Origin of the sequence: Capnocytophaga sp. G2, from assembly GCF_035282625.1 — a bacterium.
Classification (GTDB): Bacteria; Bacteroidota; Bacteroidia; order Flavobacteriales; family Flavobacteriaceae; genus Capnocytophaga.
Window position 1 is genome coordinate 191949 of sequence record NZ_JAYKBU010000001.1, and the last position, 14823, is coordinate 206771.

Annotated in this window: 14 protein-coding genes; 5 read left to right on the forward strand and 9 right to left on the reverse strand. The window is 37.2% G+C overall.

Translation table 11 applies throughout. The features are described 5' to 3' along the window. Positions 1-4 precede the first annotated feature (4 nt). From VJJ03_RS01030 to VJJ03_RS01045, 4 genes are read right to left on the reverse strand one after another with little or no spacing between them, the layout of a single operon-like run. The gene (locus VJJ03_RS01030; protein ID WP_009744858.1) at positions 5-889 is read right to left on the reverse strand and encodes a pseudouridine synthase; all 885 of its coding nucleotides are present in this window, start codon (positions 887-889) and stop codon (positions 5-7) included. Positions 890-930: 41 nt separating this feature from the next. Further along, positions 931-1932, reverse strand: coding sequence for a UDP-N-acetylmuramate dehydrogenase (murB, locus tag VJJ03_RS01035; protein WP_323973281.1), 1002 nt, complete (start codon positions 1930-1932; stop codon positions 931-933). A gap of 12 nt (positions 1933-1944) precedes the next feature. Next, on the reverse strand, positions 1945-3777 hold the full coding sequence (gene mutL, locus VJJ03_RS01040; RefSeq protein WP_323973283.1) for a DNA mismatch repair endonuclease MutL: 1833 nt from the start codon (positions 3775-3777) through the stop codon (positions 1945-1947). A 46-nt stretch (positions 3778-3823) separates the two neighbouring features. Continuing rightward, positions 3824-4093 carry a hypothetical protein gene (locus VJJ03_RS01045; RefSeq protein WP_323973284.1) on the reverse strand — a complete coding sequence of 90 codons (270 nt, stop codon included), beginning with the start codon at positions 4091-4093 and terminating at the stop codon, positions 3824-3826. A 262-nt stretch (positions 4094-4355) separates the two neighbouring features. Between VJJ03_RS01045 and VJJ03_RS01050 the strand changes: the two genes are divergently transcribed. Next, positions 4356-5000, forward strand: coding sequence for a hypothetical protein (locus VJJ03_RS01050; protein WP_009744863.1), 645 nt, complete (start codon positions 4356-4358; stop codon positions 4998-5000). A gap of 9 nt (positions 5001-5009) precedes the next feature. Continuing rightward, positions 5010-5234 carry a membrane protein insertion efficiency factor YidD gene (yidD, locus tag VJJ03_RS01055; RefSeq protein ID WP_323973286.1) on the forward strand — a complete coding sequence of 75 codons (225 nt, stop codon included), beginning with the start codon at positions 5010-5012 and terminating at the stop codon, positions 5232-5234. Here yidD and VJJ03_RS01060 read toward each other — a convergent pair. Continuing rightward, entirely contained in the window at positions 5185-6150 is a 966-nt protein-coding gene (locus VJJ03_RS01060; protein ID WP_323973288.1) for a 2-hydroxyacid dehydrogenase, read from the reverse strand. The two genes, yidD and VJJ03_RS01060, sit on opposite strands and share 50 nt — an antisense overlap. A gap of 130 nt (positions 6151-6280) precedes the next feature. Beyond that, complete coding sequence (locus VJJ03_RS01065) at positions 6281-7333, reverse strand: ankyrin repeat domain-containing protein (RefSeq protein WP_323973290.1); 1053 nt, start codon at positions 7331-7333, stop codon at positions 6281-6283. Positions 7334-7621: 288 nt separating this feature from the next. Here VJJ03_RS01065 and VJJ03_RS01070 point away from each other — a divergent pair, with 288 nt between their 5' ends. Further along, the gene (locus VJJ03_RS01070) at positions 7622-8356 is read left to right on the forward strand and encodes a 3'-5' exonuclease (RefSeq protein ID WP_323973292.1); all 735 of its coding nucleotides are present in this window, start codon (positions 7622-7624) and stop codon (positions 8354-8356) included. A 14-nt stretch (positions 8357-8370) separates the two neighbouring features. Here the strand turns inward: VJJ03_RS01070 and VJJ03_RS01075 are convergent, their stop codons facing one another. The 3 genes from VJJ03_RS01075 to VJJ03_RS01085 all read right to left on the reverse strand — a co-directional run bounded on the left by VJJ03_RS01075 (position 8371) and on the right by VJJ03_RS01085 (position 12137). Continuing rightward, positions 8371-9252 (reverse strand): NAD kinase, encoded by an 882-nt coding sequence (locus VJJ03_RS01075; protein WP_323973294.1) that lies wholly within the window; start codon positions 9250-9252, stop codon positions 8371-8373. An 8-nt stretch (positions 9253-9260) separates the two neighbouring features. Next, on the reverse strand, positions 9261-9902 hold the full coding sequence (locus VJJ03_RS01080) for an O-methyltransferase (protein ID WP_009744869.1): 642 nt from the start codon (positions 9900-9902) through the stop codon (positions 9261-9263). Between the two features lie 81 nt (positions 9903-9983). Continuing rightward, complete coding sequence (locus VJJ03_RS01085; protein ID WP_323973296.1) at positions 9984-12137, reverse strand: S46 family peptidase; 2154 nt, start codon at positions 12135-12137, stop codon at positions 9984-9986. A 186-nt stretch (positions 12138-12323) separates the two neighbouring features. Between VJJ03_RS01085 and VJJ03_RS01090 the strand changes: the two genes are divergently transcribed. Both VJJ03_RS01090 and VJJ03_RS01095 read left to right on the forward strand, forming a co-directional pair. Beyond that, the gene (locus VJJ03_RS01090; protein ID WP_323973298.1) at positions 12324-14255 is read left to right on the forward strand and encodes a DUF1444 family protein; all 1932 of its coding nucleotides are present in this window, start codon (positions 12324-12326) and stop codon (positions 14253-14255) included. Positions 14256-14266: 11 nt separating this feature from the next. Then, entirely contained in the window at positions 14267-14809 is a 543-nt protein-coding gene (locus VJJ03_RS01095) for a hypothetical protein (RefSeq protein WP_323973300.1), read from the forward strand. The last annotated feature ends 14 nt before the right edge of the window (positions 14810-14823 follow it).

The following is a 14823-nucleotide window of genomic DNA, read 5'->3' on the forward strand; positions in this document are numbered from 1 at the left end:
GATATTAATGACTGAGATTCTTTAAATTAATAACTTCCTGTTGGGTCAATGGGCGCCAATGTCCTCGAGGAAGGTCTTTTTTAGTAAGTCCAGCGAAAACTACTCTATCGAGCTTTTCTACCGTATAACCTAAGGACTCAAAGATACGACGGACAATACGATTGCGTCCACTATGGATTTTTACTCCTATTTCATTATGAGGAGCTCCCTCCACAAAACTGATATCATCCACTTGAATGAAACCATCCTCAAGGGTAAGCCCTTCTTGGATTTTGTGAAAGTCGGGGAGTGCGAGTTTTTTGTCCAATATTACATGGTAAATCTTACGTACACCATGAGAAGGATGAGTAAGTTTCTTTATTAAATCTCCATCATTGGTCAGAAGCAAGAGCCCCGTAGTAAGCCTATCAAGCCTACCTACAGGCTTTATATTACCTTGTGCAGCTCCTACTACAAGTTCCATAACTGTTTTACGTCCTTTCTCATCTTGGGTGGTGGTAATGAAACCCTTAGGTTTGTTCAGCAGGATATATTCCTTTTTCTCAGCAGAGATGTTTTTGCCATCAAATTTTACTATGTCATTGGGTTGCACCCTGTACCCCAATTCTGTCATAGGTTTGCCATTGACTTCTACATTTCCAGCAGTAATATAGCGATCTGCCTCACGGCGAGCACAGATTCCGGCATTGGCTATATATTTGTTTAAGCGAATGCCTTTACTATCATCGGTTGTGTTAGGGACGGGAGATTTCTTCTTATTGCTAAAGGAATTTTCCTTATTCTCAAAGCGTTTCTCCTTGTAGGATGTTCGTTTTTCTTTGGGAGCAGAATATTTTTCTTTTACATATTTAGGTTTTTCTTCCTTACGTTTCTTAAGAGTGGTTTGCATAGGGTATAAATTTTGCGCAAAAGTAAGAAATATTTATTACCTTACCAAACATTTACTTCCATTTCCAATTGGATGTTAAAGCGTTTTTTTACCTGTCCTTGTATATAATGAGCAAGGGAGAGAATATCCTCTCCTGAGGCATTGCCATAGTTGACCAATACTAAAGGTTGTCCTTTATGGACACCTACTTGCCCTATTCGGTAGCCCTTAAGGTCACAACTTTCAATAAGATAGGCGGCAGGAATTTTCTCTTGTGTTACAGATACCCAATAATGAGGGAGTTCAGGGTATGTTTTCTGTAATGAGAGGAAGTGTTCACGAGAGATTATTGGATTTTTGAAGAAACTACCACTATTACCCAATTCTATAGGGTTAGGAAGCTTGCTTTGTCTAATTTGCTTGATAACTTGTGAGATGTGAGCAGGAGTTTCTTCCCATCCTTTTTCAGTAAGGAGCGCTTTAATATTGCCATAATGTGTCTTGAAGAAATGCTCTTTCTTTGTTAAGCATAAGGTGACAGAAAGAATGATATACCGTCCTTTGCTTTGTTTGAACAGTGAATCCCTGTATCCGAAGTTACAATCATTCTTATAAAAGATAACTTTTTGTTTGCTTTCCCTATCAATAGCCTCACAGGAGTGAAAAGCATCCTTAAGTTCCACTCCATAGGCGCCTATATTCTGTACAGGAGCCGCTCCTACACTGCCATAGATAAGAGACAGGTTCTCTACGCCTCCGTAATTTCTTAAGACACAATAATCCACAAGCTCGCTCCAGACTTCTCCTGCTTGTGCTTTAAGCCAAATATGAGAATTGTTCTCTCTTTCTGTAGTGATACCTTTCTGTGTTATTTTTAACAAAGGAGTTTTTACCTCTTGGGTGAGTAAGATATTGCTTCCTCCTCCTAATACTTTAAGAGTTGGATAGGAGGTAAGAGCCTCTAAGATATCTTTTTCATCAGAAGCCTCTATAAGTATATCTGCTTTTTGATTAATACCAAAAGTATTATAGGGCTTTAAGGAAATATGTTCGTATAGCTTCATAGGTTATTAGGTTTAGAAACGATTTTCAAGTTCGTTAAAAGGGAATTCTATGTATATTTTTTTACCAAAAGGGCTTACTTGTGTCTCTTTGCAAGAGAAAAGGTCATATACTAACTGCTCTTGTTCTTCAGGAGAGAGGGACTGACCTGCTTTTATAGCAAGGCTTTTGGCAAGATTCTTGGCTAAGGATTCCCTTTGGGAGAGTTCTTCCTGAGGAATGTCCTCCATTGCCTTTTCCAAGAGCTGGCGAAGGATCTCTTCTACTTGACTTTCCTTAACTAAGGGAGGAAGTCCTGTAAAACGTATTTTGTTCTGCTCAATTTCCAGTAGGAATCCTGCCCTATTTAGGGATGAGGTAAGCGATTGCAGAGAGAGAATCTCGACAGGAGAGAATTCAAATTCTAAAGGGAAAAGCAAGGATTGACTGATACTTCCTCCTTGAGAAATACTCTTATAAAAACGCTCATAAAGGATACGCTGATGTGCTCGTGATACATGGATGAAAAGAACCTTATCCTTCAGATAAGTGATTATATATTTTTTCTGAAAATATAGAATAGTTTGTACTTTAGTTTCCGTCTGGACTTCTATAAGAGAGGAAAGAGGAACTTCTTCTTTTAAGGATTCATTTACCTTAGAAGGGAACCCTGTGTAGAGAGCTTCCCACTGGGGGGCATTTCTATTAGAAGCAAAAGAGAATGGAGGATTATTCCTTTTAGAAGAGACATCTTTTTCCTCCATTTTGAAAGGATTAAAATTCCTATCTACTTGGTAAGTAGGTATTTTAGCTTCCTTATCTTTGTAGGAATAAGGGACTTCCTGACTTTCATCTAAGGAGAAATCAATCGTAGGGAGTACTTGGAATTGTCCTAAACTATGCTTAACTGTTGAACGAAGTAAAGCATAAATAGTATGGTCATTGTCAAACTTTATTTCTGTTTTAGTAGGGTGTATATTGATGTCAATATGCTTGGGGTCAATCTCCAAGTAAAGGAAGTATTCTGGCTGTTCCCCTTCCTTGAGGAGGCCTTCGAAAGCACTCACTACCGCATGGTGTAGGTATCGGTTCTTAATAAAGCGATGGTTGACCATGAAAAATTGAAGAGACTTATTCCTTTTAGGCGAATTTTTACTAATAAATCCTTGTATGTTAACTACTTCTGTTTGTTCTTCTACAGGAACTAATTGTTCATTAAGGCGAGAGCCAAATACCTGTACAATACGTTTTCTTAAAGAAGTAGGAGGTAGATTAAATTGCTCAACATCATTGTGGAATAACCAAAAGTGAATGTCAGGATGAGCTAGTACTACTCGGTGGAATTCGTCCAGGACATGTCTTAGCTCTACGGCATCGGATTTGAGAAAATTGCGCCTTGCAGGAACATTGAAAAAGAGATTCTTTACAGCAATAGAAGTCCCTTTGTTGGTAACAATGGGATATTGATCAATAATTTTATTTCCTTCTATAGTAATGGCGGTTCCTATCTCTTGTCCTTCTTCAGAGGTGATAAGTTCCACCTGAGCGATAGCAGCGATAGAAGCTAAGGCTTCTCCACGAAAACCTTTTGTATGGAGAGAAAAAAGATCATCAGTGGTGCGAATTTTTGAGGTAGCATGCCGTTCAAAAGCTAAACGGGCATCCGTGGGGGACATGCCAGTACCATTATCTACAACTTGTACTAAGGTACGTCCTGCATCCTTGAGGAAGAGTTTTATCTGAGTGGCTTGTGCATCAATGGCATTTTCCAAAAGCTCCTTTACAGCAGAAGCAGGACGTTGAATGACCTCTCCTGCCGCGATTTGATTAGCTACATTGTCAGGAAGCAATCGTATAATATCAGACATTCAATAAGATAAATTTAATTTGTAAAAAACTGTAATTCAGTAGAGTTTATTTTCTCAGTAAGGAAGATAAGTTAAAATCAAAAAGATAGTAGGTAGTCAGTAGCAGTAATAGGAGAATTATCCAAAATAAGCGATTGGAACTTACCTCAGGCTTACGGTTACTCTTACGCATATTCTCCCATTTCTTACGCAAAGTATATCCTCTTAACTGGTGTTTTGGGATGCTAAATCCTCCTCGTTCTTCTATTTCCTGATAGTAACGAGGCTTATAGGAAAATTGTTTAATTTTCGGAACTTTAAAAAAATTGATTTTCACTTTCTCCTATTTATACGGGTGCGAAAATACAATTTTTTTACCTAAAAAAATAGAGAAATTTATTAACAATCATAAAGAAAGGGCGATAAATATGCTTTATAAAGAATGTATCAAAATAAATTCATAAAAAGAATTGTTTTTTCTTATTAAAAGTATTATATTTGCAAGGTCAAAAAATATAAAAGAAATTTGATTTAAAATAGCTTGTAATGAGTTAATTTTAAGAATAATCATTCATGTAGGACAAAAACAATATAAGACAATGAGAAATCTATTTTTAGTAACATTTGCTTGGCTGATGATGATAGCCATTATAGGAAGCGTCATTTATTCCATGATGTTCATAACTTTAATGTATGCTCGTAATGAAGGGCTTCAGTTCCTCTCAAATTGTTTTACAGGAGTGCTTTTGATTCCTGCTTATAAGGGGTTGAGCTATATTCATAGCCTGTGGGCTAAGAGCCTTAAGGAATACCGAGAATATTCTTTGGAGGACAGGAATCCTGTAGAGGTGCCCTTCTTTAAGGAACCCGCATTAAAAGGTCAAGTAGCAGTTAATGAACATCCCTTCGTGAACTATAAGGTACCACAGAAAGGGCATGAAGAATATCAATATGTAGATGTAAACAGAGAAATGGAAAAAATCCTCTCTTCTGCAGAGGAGAAACTTAGTAAAATGAAATCTGAAGAGAAGGCTGCTGTTAAGAATGATGATCACCTTACAGAAAAGCCGGTAAAGGCTAAGAGAGGAACTCAAGCAGAAACTCCCTCTGAGAAAGAAGAGAAAGCCTCTCCTAAACAAAAGGCTGCTAAGAAGACTAAAGATAAGCAAACAACCTCACAAAAACGAACAAACAAAAATACCCATCCCCATAAGGATACTACTCCTAAGAAGAAAAAACAATAAATTGCTTAAATGTTTCGTAAGCTTATTACCTATCCTTTTATATGGATAGTACGTTTCTATCAAGTAGCAATTTCCCCGCTGAAGCCTCCCACATGTCGCTTCACTCCCACTTGTTCTTCTTATACATTGGAGGCACTGAGGAAGTATGGGCTTTTCAAAGGAGGAAGGCTTGCTATAAAGCGAATTATGCGTTGTCATCCATGGGGAGGAAGTGGTTATGACCCAGTGCCTTGATTTTATCTACAATTACTTGAGCAAGGAGGGTCTTGCTTTCCACTGTCCAGCCTGCAATATGCGGGGTGAGGATTACATTATCTGCCTTCGTGAGATAAGTGAAGGGTTCAGGGAGTGTTCCTTTAAAAAAGTTCTCAAAGGAGGATTGTTCGTACTCCAGAACATCCAACCCTGCTCCTAATATTTTACCTCTTTGTAGGGCTTGTACTAAGTCGTGAGTGTTTACACTCTTGCCTCGTGCTGTGTTAATGAGCCAAAAATTCTTAGTAAATTGTTCTATAAAGGAGGCGTTAACCATATTAAGGGTTAAGGGAGTCTCTGGAGTGTGCAGACTTACTACGTCTACTTCCTTTTGAAATACTTCTAAGGGTACTTGAGTAGCATTGGCATCACCTACATTTTCCTTGATATCATAACAGAGAACTCTACAGTCAAATCCTCTAAGTTTCTTAGCAAAGGCTTTACCCATATTACCATAACCAATAATCCCCACTGTAAGGGAATCTAGTTCATAGCCGCGATTTTCTTCTCTTAGCCAGAGCCCGCTGCGCACTTCTTTATCTGCTTTTTTAAGTTTGTTAAGTAAGGCAAGTAAAAGAGCTAAAGTATGATTACCTACAGCATTGCGATTACCTTCAGGAGAAGAAATAAGCACAATCCCCTTACTTTTGGCATACTCTGTATCAATATTTTCCATACCTGCTCCCACACGAGCAATAAACTTTAGATGAGTTGCTTTATCTATAAAATCTTTATCAATGCGGAAACGACTGCGAATCACAATTCCATCATAGTTAGCTATTTTTGCTTCTATTTCCTGCTTACTACTTTTGTAATCTGTATCATTCTTAAAACCAGCTTCACTGAGCTGTGTAATCATTAGTGGATGATTACTATCAATATGTAATATTCTCATTTTAGTTGCTTTTTTAATATAGCTTGTTAGTTTTCGGATAAGATATCCTGTCAGAAATATTGTTTTTATTAAGTGAATCTTTGTCTTTGATTTGTATTGAAAGTGGTTGAAGGAATATCGTTATTATTTCTTATCGGTTATAAGGAACTTTCTCTAACTCAATGGGATTAGGGTTTTGTGAGACCCAAAGAGTAGTGAGTTTGCAAAGGTGATGAGAAAGCGTTCCATCATCCTCTAGGATATTTTTCTGGATGTGTGCTACTTCGGTGAGTTGTTCTGTTGTAAGAGAGTTTCCTTGTTTGAGGAAATTTGAAATTATGGAGAGCATCTTTCGATAATCTCTGTCCCAGTTACCCATTCCATTGTGTAGAAGTTCATCATTAATTCTACCAGCAATACGTATCACTTCTCCTTGTAATGTATTAGCTTTACCATTTCCAGGGACAAGCAAATTCCATGCTTGTTCATATTGTTTTTCCCACGTATCCCCCGAGAGTATGATGGGCGATTTGCCATCATGCTGTATGCGTTTTGGCACAGGAGAAACGGCAAAAAGTTGGTATAATGTTTGAAGAGCGGCATTGGTTTGATTCAAGTAATCAGAGTTAAAGTTAGCACGGTGAAACTCAAAATCCTCCCCAATACGGGTTACTGCTTCTTTGGCGAATGGAGTAGGCTTATAACCTGCTTGCAAATAGACCTTAGCCGCTTCTGCAGCTTGGCAAATGTTTCCTCCTTGAACACGGCTAAGCATACGTTCCACTACATCATGTCCCTGGTCATCTTTTGCTTTGATATCTGCTCCTTTTTCGAGGAGGAGTTGAGCTACTTCGGCATGGTACTCAGCAAAGTGTAGAGGGGTATTATGATAAATATCTTGTGCATGAATATCCGCTCCTTTTTCTAAGAGAAAAGTTACCCTTTCTATATCATTCACTTGAGAGTGGTAGAAGAGCGGTGTACGCTCATAGGAATCTTTCATCTCTATATCTGTCCCTTGCTCTAATAGCCACTGCATAAAAGGAATAGGAATGTTATAGAAGCAGAGAGCAGGCTTTTTAATGAAATCACGTTCATAGGCATTCAGTTCACATTTTTCAAAAATTGCTTTGAGTTTCTCTATGTTGCCTTCTTCTATCAAAGAAGAAAAATTGGTAGGAAGAGTTATTCTTTTCTTTGCCATAAGGAGGGTGTTTTTTGATAAAGCAAAGATACATTTTTTCTCTGAAAAGGAGGAAGGATATTTTATTTTTGTATATTATTTGTGAGGATTAAATTGCTATTTCATAATTTTTCTATATATTTGTCATACGAAATAAATAGAACTTACATGAAGCAAGAGACAAACAGATATTCTTGTTGTATGGAGGTTATTTTTTTGTTAATCAGTCATTTACTTATGAAGGTGGCATATAGAAGTAGAAATGAGTTTTCTTAAAATATACCGGATTTTTTCTTCAAACCTTATTATATGATAACATCTCTTACCTCACTGAAGCTCTCTCATATTCTATTTTTGGATATTGAAACAGTTCCTTTGTATTCGTCATATAAGCAACTGTCTCCCTTAGAGCAAAACCTTTGGGAGGATAAAACACGCTATATTCGTCAAGATGTCTCTGCAGAGGACTATTATGAAAGAGCAGGTATATGGGCTGAGTTTGGTAAAATTGTTTGTATATCAGTAGGTTATTTCTTGTTAAAAAATGAGAAACGACAGTTTAGGGTACGTTCATTTACTGGGGAGGAGAGGAATATATTACAGGAGTTTTCTCACTTAATCAGTCAGTTTTTCAATGGGAAGCAATACTTGTTAGCCGCTCATAATGGGAGAGAATTTGACTTCCCTTTCATTGCTCGGCGTATGCTTATTCATCAGCTTCCTATTCCTAATATTCTGCAACTCTTCGGTAAGAAGCCTTGGGAGTTTGCCTTTCTGGATACTTTGGATTTGTGGAAGTTTGGAGACTATAAGCACTATACCTCATTGAATTTGCTTGCCTATATTCTTGGAGTGCCATCTCCTAAGGATGATATTTCAGGAGCTCAGGTAAGGCAGGTATACTATGAAGAAGGGGATATAGCTCGCATTGCTCAATATTGCCAAAAGGATACTATTACAGTAGCACAAATTCTTTTGCGTATGAGGGGAGAACCCTTACTTACAGATGAAGAAATATATGTAATAGAGACAGATAAAAATTGAAAATATTTACCTTACTAATTCCTTTTATCTTCTCCCCAGAGGAGTTTATTACGGAGCGTTTTGAAAAAGTCATTTCCCTCAAGTTCAATTGTTTTTAATAAAAAGGGAGCAAGGCTTATCTTAACAGGAGTTTGGCAAGGAAGTATGGAAGAGCGGGCATCATAAGTTGCTAGATAATAGCCTTCACGATTGGATATATGGAGGGTGATTTCCGTACTATCGGGTATGATAAGTGGGCGTGCATTGAGATTATGAGGGGCAATAGGGGTAAGTACTAAGGTTTTGGAGTGAGGCATAATTACGGGTCCTCCACAACTTAGGGAATAACCTGTAGACCCCGTAGGGGTGGAAATAATGAGCCCATCTGCCCAATAAGAAGTTAAGTATTGTCCATTGAGAAAAGCCTCTACGGTAATCATTGCGGTGGAATTCTGTCGGATAACAGTGATCTCATTCAGAGCGAAGTTCAAAGGAGCAATAGCTTTTCCATTAGTATGGCTAATTTGTAATACGCTTCGCTTATCTACATGATATTTTTGAGCACGGATTTTGGTAAACATATCAGCTACTTCCTCTTGCGAGATGGTGGCAAGGAAGCCTAAGCGTCCTGCATTAATACCTAAGATAGGAATTTGCAGATGCTGTATATAGGTCATTGCCCATAGGATAGTACCATCGCCTCCAATGGTAAGCATAAAGTCAGTATCAGGAGCTAAATCATCTACATTATGAAAGGTATCTATAAAGTAGGAGAGAGGAGTACGCTCTGTAAAGCGATGCAATAGATCTGCCTCCACAAGAATAGTATCCTGGTGAGTGATAAATTCTTCAAAGATAGCTACTAACAGAGAATGATATTCAGGTTTGTATTTTTGAGAATAAAGGGCTATTTTCATTTTTAGTACTATTTTACACGTGCAATTGAAAGTCCATCACGAATGGGTAACAACACAGTTTCCAATAGGGGATGGGTAGCTAATAATTCATTATAAGCCATTAATGTCTGAGTATGTTTGTCATTATCCTTAATCTCCTCCACTACTTTACCGCTCCATAATACATTGTCGGAGAGGATGAGTCCTCCTTTACGCATTTTAGGTAAGAGCGCTTCCAGATATAGGGGATAATTTTTTTTATCAGCATCAATGAAAGCTAAATCCACTTCATTAGGCAGAGAAGGTAATACAGAAAGAGCAGGAGCAAAGTGTTGGACAATTTGTTTGCGGTAATGACTCTGCTCGAAGTATTTATTCTGAATTTCTTCTAATTCCTCATTGACTTCTATAGTATGTAATATGCCTTTTTCACTGAGTCCTTCAGCCAGACAGAGAGTTGCGTAGCCAGTAAAGGTACCTATTTCAATGATATATTGAGGGTGCATAATCTTAGAAAGCAAGCTAAGAAATCTTCCCTGTAGGTGTCCGCTAAGCATACGGGGTTGTAGTACTTTCAAATGTGTTTCACGACCAAGGGCTTTGAGTAACTCAGGTTCTTTTTGGCTGTGTGTATTGGCATAATTTTCTAAATCTTCAGAGAGGAAATGCATGATGAGAGATAATTATAGGGGAAAATAGGGACGTATACAATACGTCCCTATTTGTATGCTTATTTTTGGGTACAAAATTTGTTATTGAATAATAGTCATTTCATCCACAATGTGCTTAGCACCTGCAAAGGTATCAATGCACCAGAGGACATAACGAATATCTACTACAATAGTACGTTGTAGCTTTTTATCAAAAATAACATCACCAGCCATAGCTTCTATATTACCATCAAAAGCAAGTCCGATAAGTTCTCCCTTGCCATTCATTACAGGAGAACCAGAATTTCCTCCTGTAATATCATTATTAGTAAGGAAGCATACATGCATGGTGCCATCTTTGTCAAGATAACGTCCGAAGTCCTTCTTTTCATACATTTCTACAAATTTCTTAGGCATGTCAAATTCTGCATCTCCAGGTTTGTACTTATCAAGTAATGTTTTGAAAGTGGTGTAATAGTTTTTCTTTACATCGCCGTTACGTTTATCAGCAGGGAGTGATTTTACTGTACCATAAGTAAGACGGAGGGTGGAATTAGCATCAGGATAAAGAATAGTACTTATTTTAGAATCACGCATTCCTTTCACATATTTGCGGAAAGCTTTAGCATAAGAATCTTCAAGGGCTATATCTTGTTCAGTTTTCTCATAGTACTTGGTAATTAGTATACGAGAGATTCTTGCTAAGGGGTCATTATTAAGAGCATCTGCGCTTGGATTGTTTAAGAAGCGTTGGAAATTTTCTTTTTTAGTGAAGATACTGTTGGCAAACACTTCATTAGCATACTTTTTAAAATCTCCATTATATTTATTTTTGATTTGTAGTACTTCCTCAGGCACAGAAGATGCTTTGGTAGCATAAAGTTTGAGTCCATCAGAGAAAAGTTCTACCTCTGCAGGGAAATAAGATTCGGCAAAATAGCTATTTAAATCCTTTTCTACACGCTCTTTGATTTGTTCTTTTTCTTCCATAGAGCCAGAGGAAAGGTATTTTTCTAATTGTTTTGCAAGCCCGTTACTCAAGGAAGCAATTCTACTTCCTCTAAGGAACATAAACAAATAGTTATGGTCAGCGGCTTTTAGATTTGTTTTTCCAAAATAGTTAGCCAAATCAGTCAATACATTCCCATATTCAGCTTTGTTTTCAGGTCTGTTTGCCCAAGAAGCAAATTTATTTTCAGCTTTGCGCTTAAGGTCAGCGGTTTTGTGAGCAGTAAGAGCATTAATCATTCCTTGGCGGTTTTTCCAATAGTTAGCTAAACTTGCATAACGAGCAGCATAAATAAGGCGTACCGCCTTGTCCTGATCCATATATTTTTTCATAGCATCCATAGCTGTTTTGGATCCTTCTACCCACGCAGGATAGCCATATTTCACCTGTTGGTCTACCCAATAGGAAGGCACCCATCGGTTAGTACGTCCAGGATATCCTAAAATCATTGCAAAATCTTTTTCTTGTACTCCTTTAAGGCTTACATTTAAGAATTTTTTAGATTTCATAGGGATATTGTTAGGAGAATATTCAGCAGGATTTCCATCCTTATCTGTATAAACACGGAATACGGAGAAATCTCCTGTATGGCGAGGCCATTCCCAGTTATCAGTATCTCCACCAAACTTTCCTACATTTTCAGGAGGAGTACCTACAAAACGAACATCCTTGAAATCCTGATAAACAAAATAGTAGTATTCATTTCCTTGAAAGAAAGGACGTACAGAGACTACATACTTACCTCCCTCACTGTTTTCTTTTTGAATTTTTTCTATTTCGCGGTTTAGAGCTGTTTCACGTTCTTTTTCAGTCATAGAAGGATTTACGACAGAGAGCATTCGATTGGTTACATTGTCCATACGAACAAAGAAACGAACATAGAGGCTCTTAGGAGGAAGTTCATCTGCTTTAGTTTTTGCCCAATAGCCATCTTTTAAGTAGTTGTGCTCTGGGGTTGAGAGTCCAGCAATAGCTCCATAACCACAATGGTGGTTAGTAATTACAAGACCATCAGGAGAAATGATACTAGCAGTACAACCTCCATTAAATTGCACGATGGCATTTTTGAGGCTGTTGTTGTTAATACTGTAGATTTCCTCTGCGGTGAGTTGTAAGCCCATTTTTTGCATGTTACGTTCGTTCAATCGCTTAATAAACATCAAGAACCACATGCCCTCATCAGCTTTTACCACGTTGGGCAACAGTAGTAAAAATGAGACTACGAAGGAAAAAATAATTTTTTTCATTTAGTATGTTTTTTTAATTTGTTCTGGAGGTCAAAATTACTAAAAAACTAAAAAATATTCTATTAATGAAATGTTATTTTTCAACCATAGTTATTAAAATAACTTAAATAATAATTTTTTTCATTAAGAGTTTCACTATTACAAAAGAAGTTTATATATTTGCCTTTGGAAAAAATAAAAAGAAAGATGGGGTTATTAGACTTATTTAAGAAGAAGAAATTTGACGAAACAGATTTGAAATCAATAACTTATAAAAGATATTGGTTGGATGCTGTTTCTACTATCCTTATTCCTTCCGATTGGGAAGTAACCAATACAGACCGTTTTGTGGCTAAAACTGCCGATGACCGTGCAAACCTTACTGTAATGAGTTCTGAGGAACCTCTCAAAGGAGAAATAACTAAAGAATTTTTCGAGAATCTTAAAGGGGATTTCTTTAAGGATTATGAGAAAGAAGGGTTTACAGCATTGGATGAGACTATCGCTAACGAGCGATATATTAGTAAAACTTTCCAGACCTATGATGAAGTAGAATATCATTTTACGTGTGCTAAAAAAATAGAGGATAAAGCTATCATTACAGAACTTATTTTGCGCCATAAGGATCCTTATAGCTTGGAAATAAGAGAGCTTGTGGATAAAATGGGAATGAGTATACAGTATGTAGCGGACTTTACGCGCCTCTTTGCTGAACGATTGATTACTAAAAATCCCAATGTACAAGTAAGAAAAACAAATGGATTAGAGATAGAATGGATGCTTAAGAGTGAACCAGGACAACTCATTACCAGCTTTTTGGATAATGCATACGCAGAATATATGCATCGTAGCGACTTCTACTTAAGTGAAATTATTGAGAAATATGCTTCTTCTATCCTGGAAACTATCCCTAAAGAAAAACCTAAAGCGACTCCTAAAACACAACCTGCTAAAGAAGTAGAAAAACGCAGAGAAGTAGAGACTCCTAAGGTAATTATCCCTGAGCCCCCTAAGGAAGAACCTGTTATTATTACAGCTCCACCTAAAGAAACAGCTAAGGCTGAGATAAAAGCAACTTCTAAAAAACCAGTAAAAGAAATCCCTACAAATGCAAAAGAGGAACCAACTCCTAAGAAAGTAGAAGAGAAAAAAGAAGGAGTTAAAAAGGAAACGCCTGTGATGGAACCTACCAAAGAACCTACCCCAAAAAAAGGAAAAGAACTTATATTTCCTGATTTTCCAGAAGAGATTACCAAACAAATACAACAGCAAGAAGAGCTTCCAAAACAGGATATCACCGCAGATCATAAGGAGGATATCCAAGAGAAGGACACACGAAGGAATCCTGTTTTCCCTGATATTAAGGATTTTGTCTTTGAAGAGAAGGCTCAAGAAGAGAAGAAAAAAGAAAATCCACAAGAAAAATCTCAAAAGGAAGTACCTATACAAGGAACAGAAGAATTCAAGGAAATACTAGACCTTACAGTGGATTTGGATACAACAGAACAGACACCTACGACTGTAACTCCACAAGAGCCTGTAATTTCACAAGAACCTCTTACAAAAGAAGAGGATCATTACCACTTAACAGAAGAGGAGGTAATTACAGGAAAACTTCTTATTAAAAAGGAAGAGATTTTCCCGCTGGTGAGAACAACAACTTTTATAGAAGAGCTTAAAGAAGAAATTCCTAACTTACTCTATGAGAATATTAATAGTGAGTTAGGAGTAATCTATCTTGTTCGAGATGAGAAGATAAGCCTTACCACAGAGGATCTGAAGGATTTACATCTTGATCGTTTGGCTCTGAAAGCTCTTTCTGTACAGAACCTTATTGACCAGATAGAAGTAGGAGTAGAGGAGGAAGGAAGCCGATATACCATTATAGCAGATGGAAAGTTTGAGGCGAGTTTCTTAGTTGTTTCTGAGCTATGGTCAAAAGATAATATTCCTGTAGAGGGAACAATTATAGTAGGGGTGCCTTCCAATAATGTACTGCTTATTACAGGAAGTGCAAATCCTACAGATATGGACTGGATACGTCACCGAGTAGCACAAGCTTATGTAGAGAGCAATATTCCTATCTCAGAGAAACTTTTTGAAATAAAGGGAAATGCTCTTATCCCTATGAAGATGTAATACTGAATAATATGAAGAAAATACTTCTATTAGCTTACCTACTACTCTCATTTGTCTCTCTAGCACAAGAGAGTGGTAATATTCTCCTTCCTCAAAACCAAAAGAGAAATAATCCCTTTGAGAACTTTACCTTCGGAGGAAATATAGGAGCTTCTTTTGGAAATGACCTGTGGGGAATTTCTCTTTCTCCGCGTATAGGATATAAGCTTACTGATGATTTGGAACTTGCTTTTTTAGTGAATTATAACTATCAAAAAGGGAAATATATACAGTATAATTTTTTAGGACTGGGACCTTCTCTGAATTATTACTTTATGAGGAGTGCTTATTTGCAAACCTCCTATCAGCATTATTTTATTAATCAAAAGTTCAATGGAGATGAAAGTTATCATAAAGAGGAAGATGCTCTTTACATAGGGGGAGGTTATATGCAATCCTTAGGAGGAAGTACCTATATGCGAATAGGGTTCACTTATAATGTATTGTATAAAAAGGATAAGAGTATTTTTTCTTCAGGCTTCTCCCCTTCAATAGGGATTGTTATAGGCTTATAGTACATTTTATATGA

Coding starts and splice junctions, on each gene's coding strand:
- VJJ03_RS01080 (WP_009744869.1), bottom strand. CDS start 9,902: ATGCATTTCCTCTCTGAAGATTTAGAAAATTATGCCAATACACACAGC.
- VJJ03_RS01095 (WP_323973300.1), top strand. CDS start 14,267: ATGAAGAAAATACTTCTATTAGCTTACCTACTACTCTCATTTGTCTCT.
- VJJ03_RS01070 (WP_323973292.1), top strand. CDS start 7,622: ATGATAACATCTCTTACCTCACTGAAGCTCTCTCATATTCTATTTTTG.
- VJJ03_RS01085 (WP_323973296.1), bottom strand. CDS start 12,137: ATGAAAAAAATTATTTTTTCCTTCGTAGTCTCATTTTTACTACTGTTG.
- mutL (WP_323973283.1), bottom strand. CDS start 3,777: ATGTCTGATATTATACGATTGCTTCCTGACAATGTAGCTAATCAAATC.
- VJJ03_RS01050 (WP_009744863.1), top strand. CDS start 4,356: ATGAGAAATCTATTTTTAGTAACATTTGCTTGGCTGATGATGATAGCC.
- VJJ03_RS01065 (WP_323973290.1), bottom strand. CDS start 7,333: ATGGCAAAGAAAAGAATAACTCTTCCTACCAATTTTTCTTCTTTGATA.
- murB (WP_323973281.1), bottom strand. CDS start 1,932: ATGAAGCTATACGAACATATTTCCTTAAAGCCCTATAATACTTTTGGT.
- VJJ03_RS01075 (WP_323973294.1), bottom strand. CDS start 9,252: ATGAAAATAGCCCTTTATTCTCAAAAATACAAACCTGAATATCATTCT.
- VJJ03_RS01030 (WP_009744858.1), bottom strand. CDS start 889: ATGCAAACCACTCTTAAGAAACGTAAGGAAGAAAAACCTAAATATGTA.
- yidD (WP_323973286.1), top strand. CDS start 5,010: ATGTTTCGTAAGCTTATTACCTATCCTTTTATATGGATAGTACGTTTC.
- VJJ03_RS01060 (WP_323973288.1), bottom strand. CDS start 6,150: ATGAGAATATTACATATTGATAGTAATCATCCACTAATGATTACACAG.
- VJJ03_RS01090 (WP_323973298.1), top strand. CDS start 12,324: ATGGGGTTATTAGACTTATTTAAGAAGAAGAAATTTGACGAAACAGAT.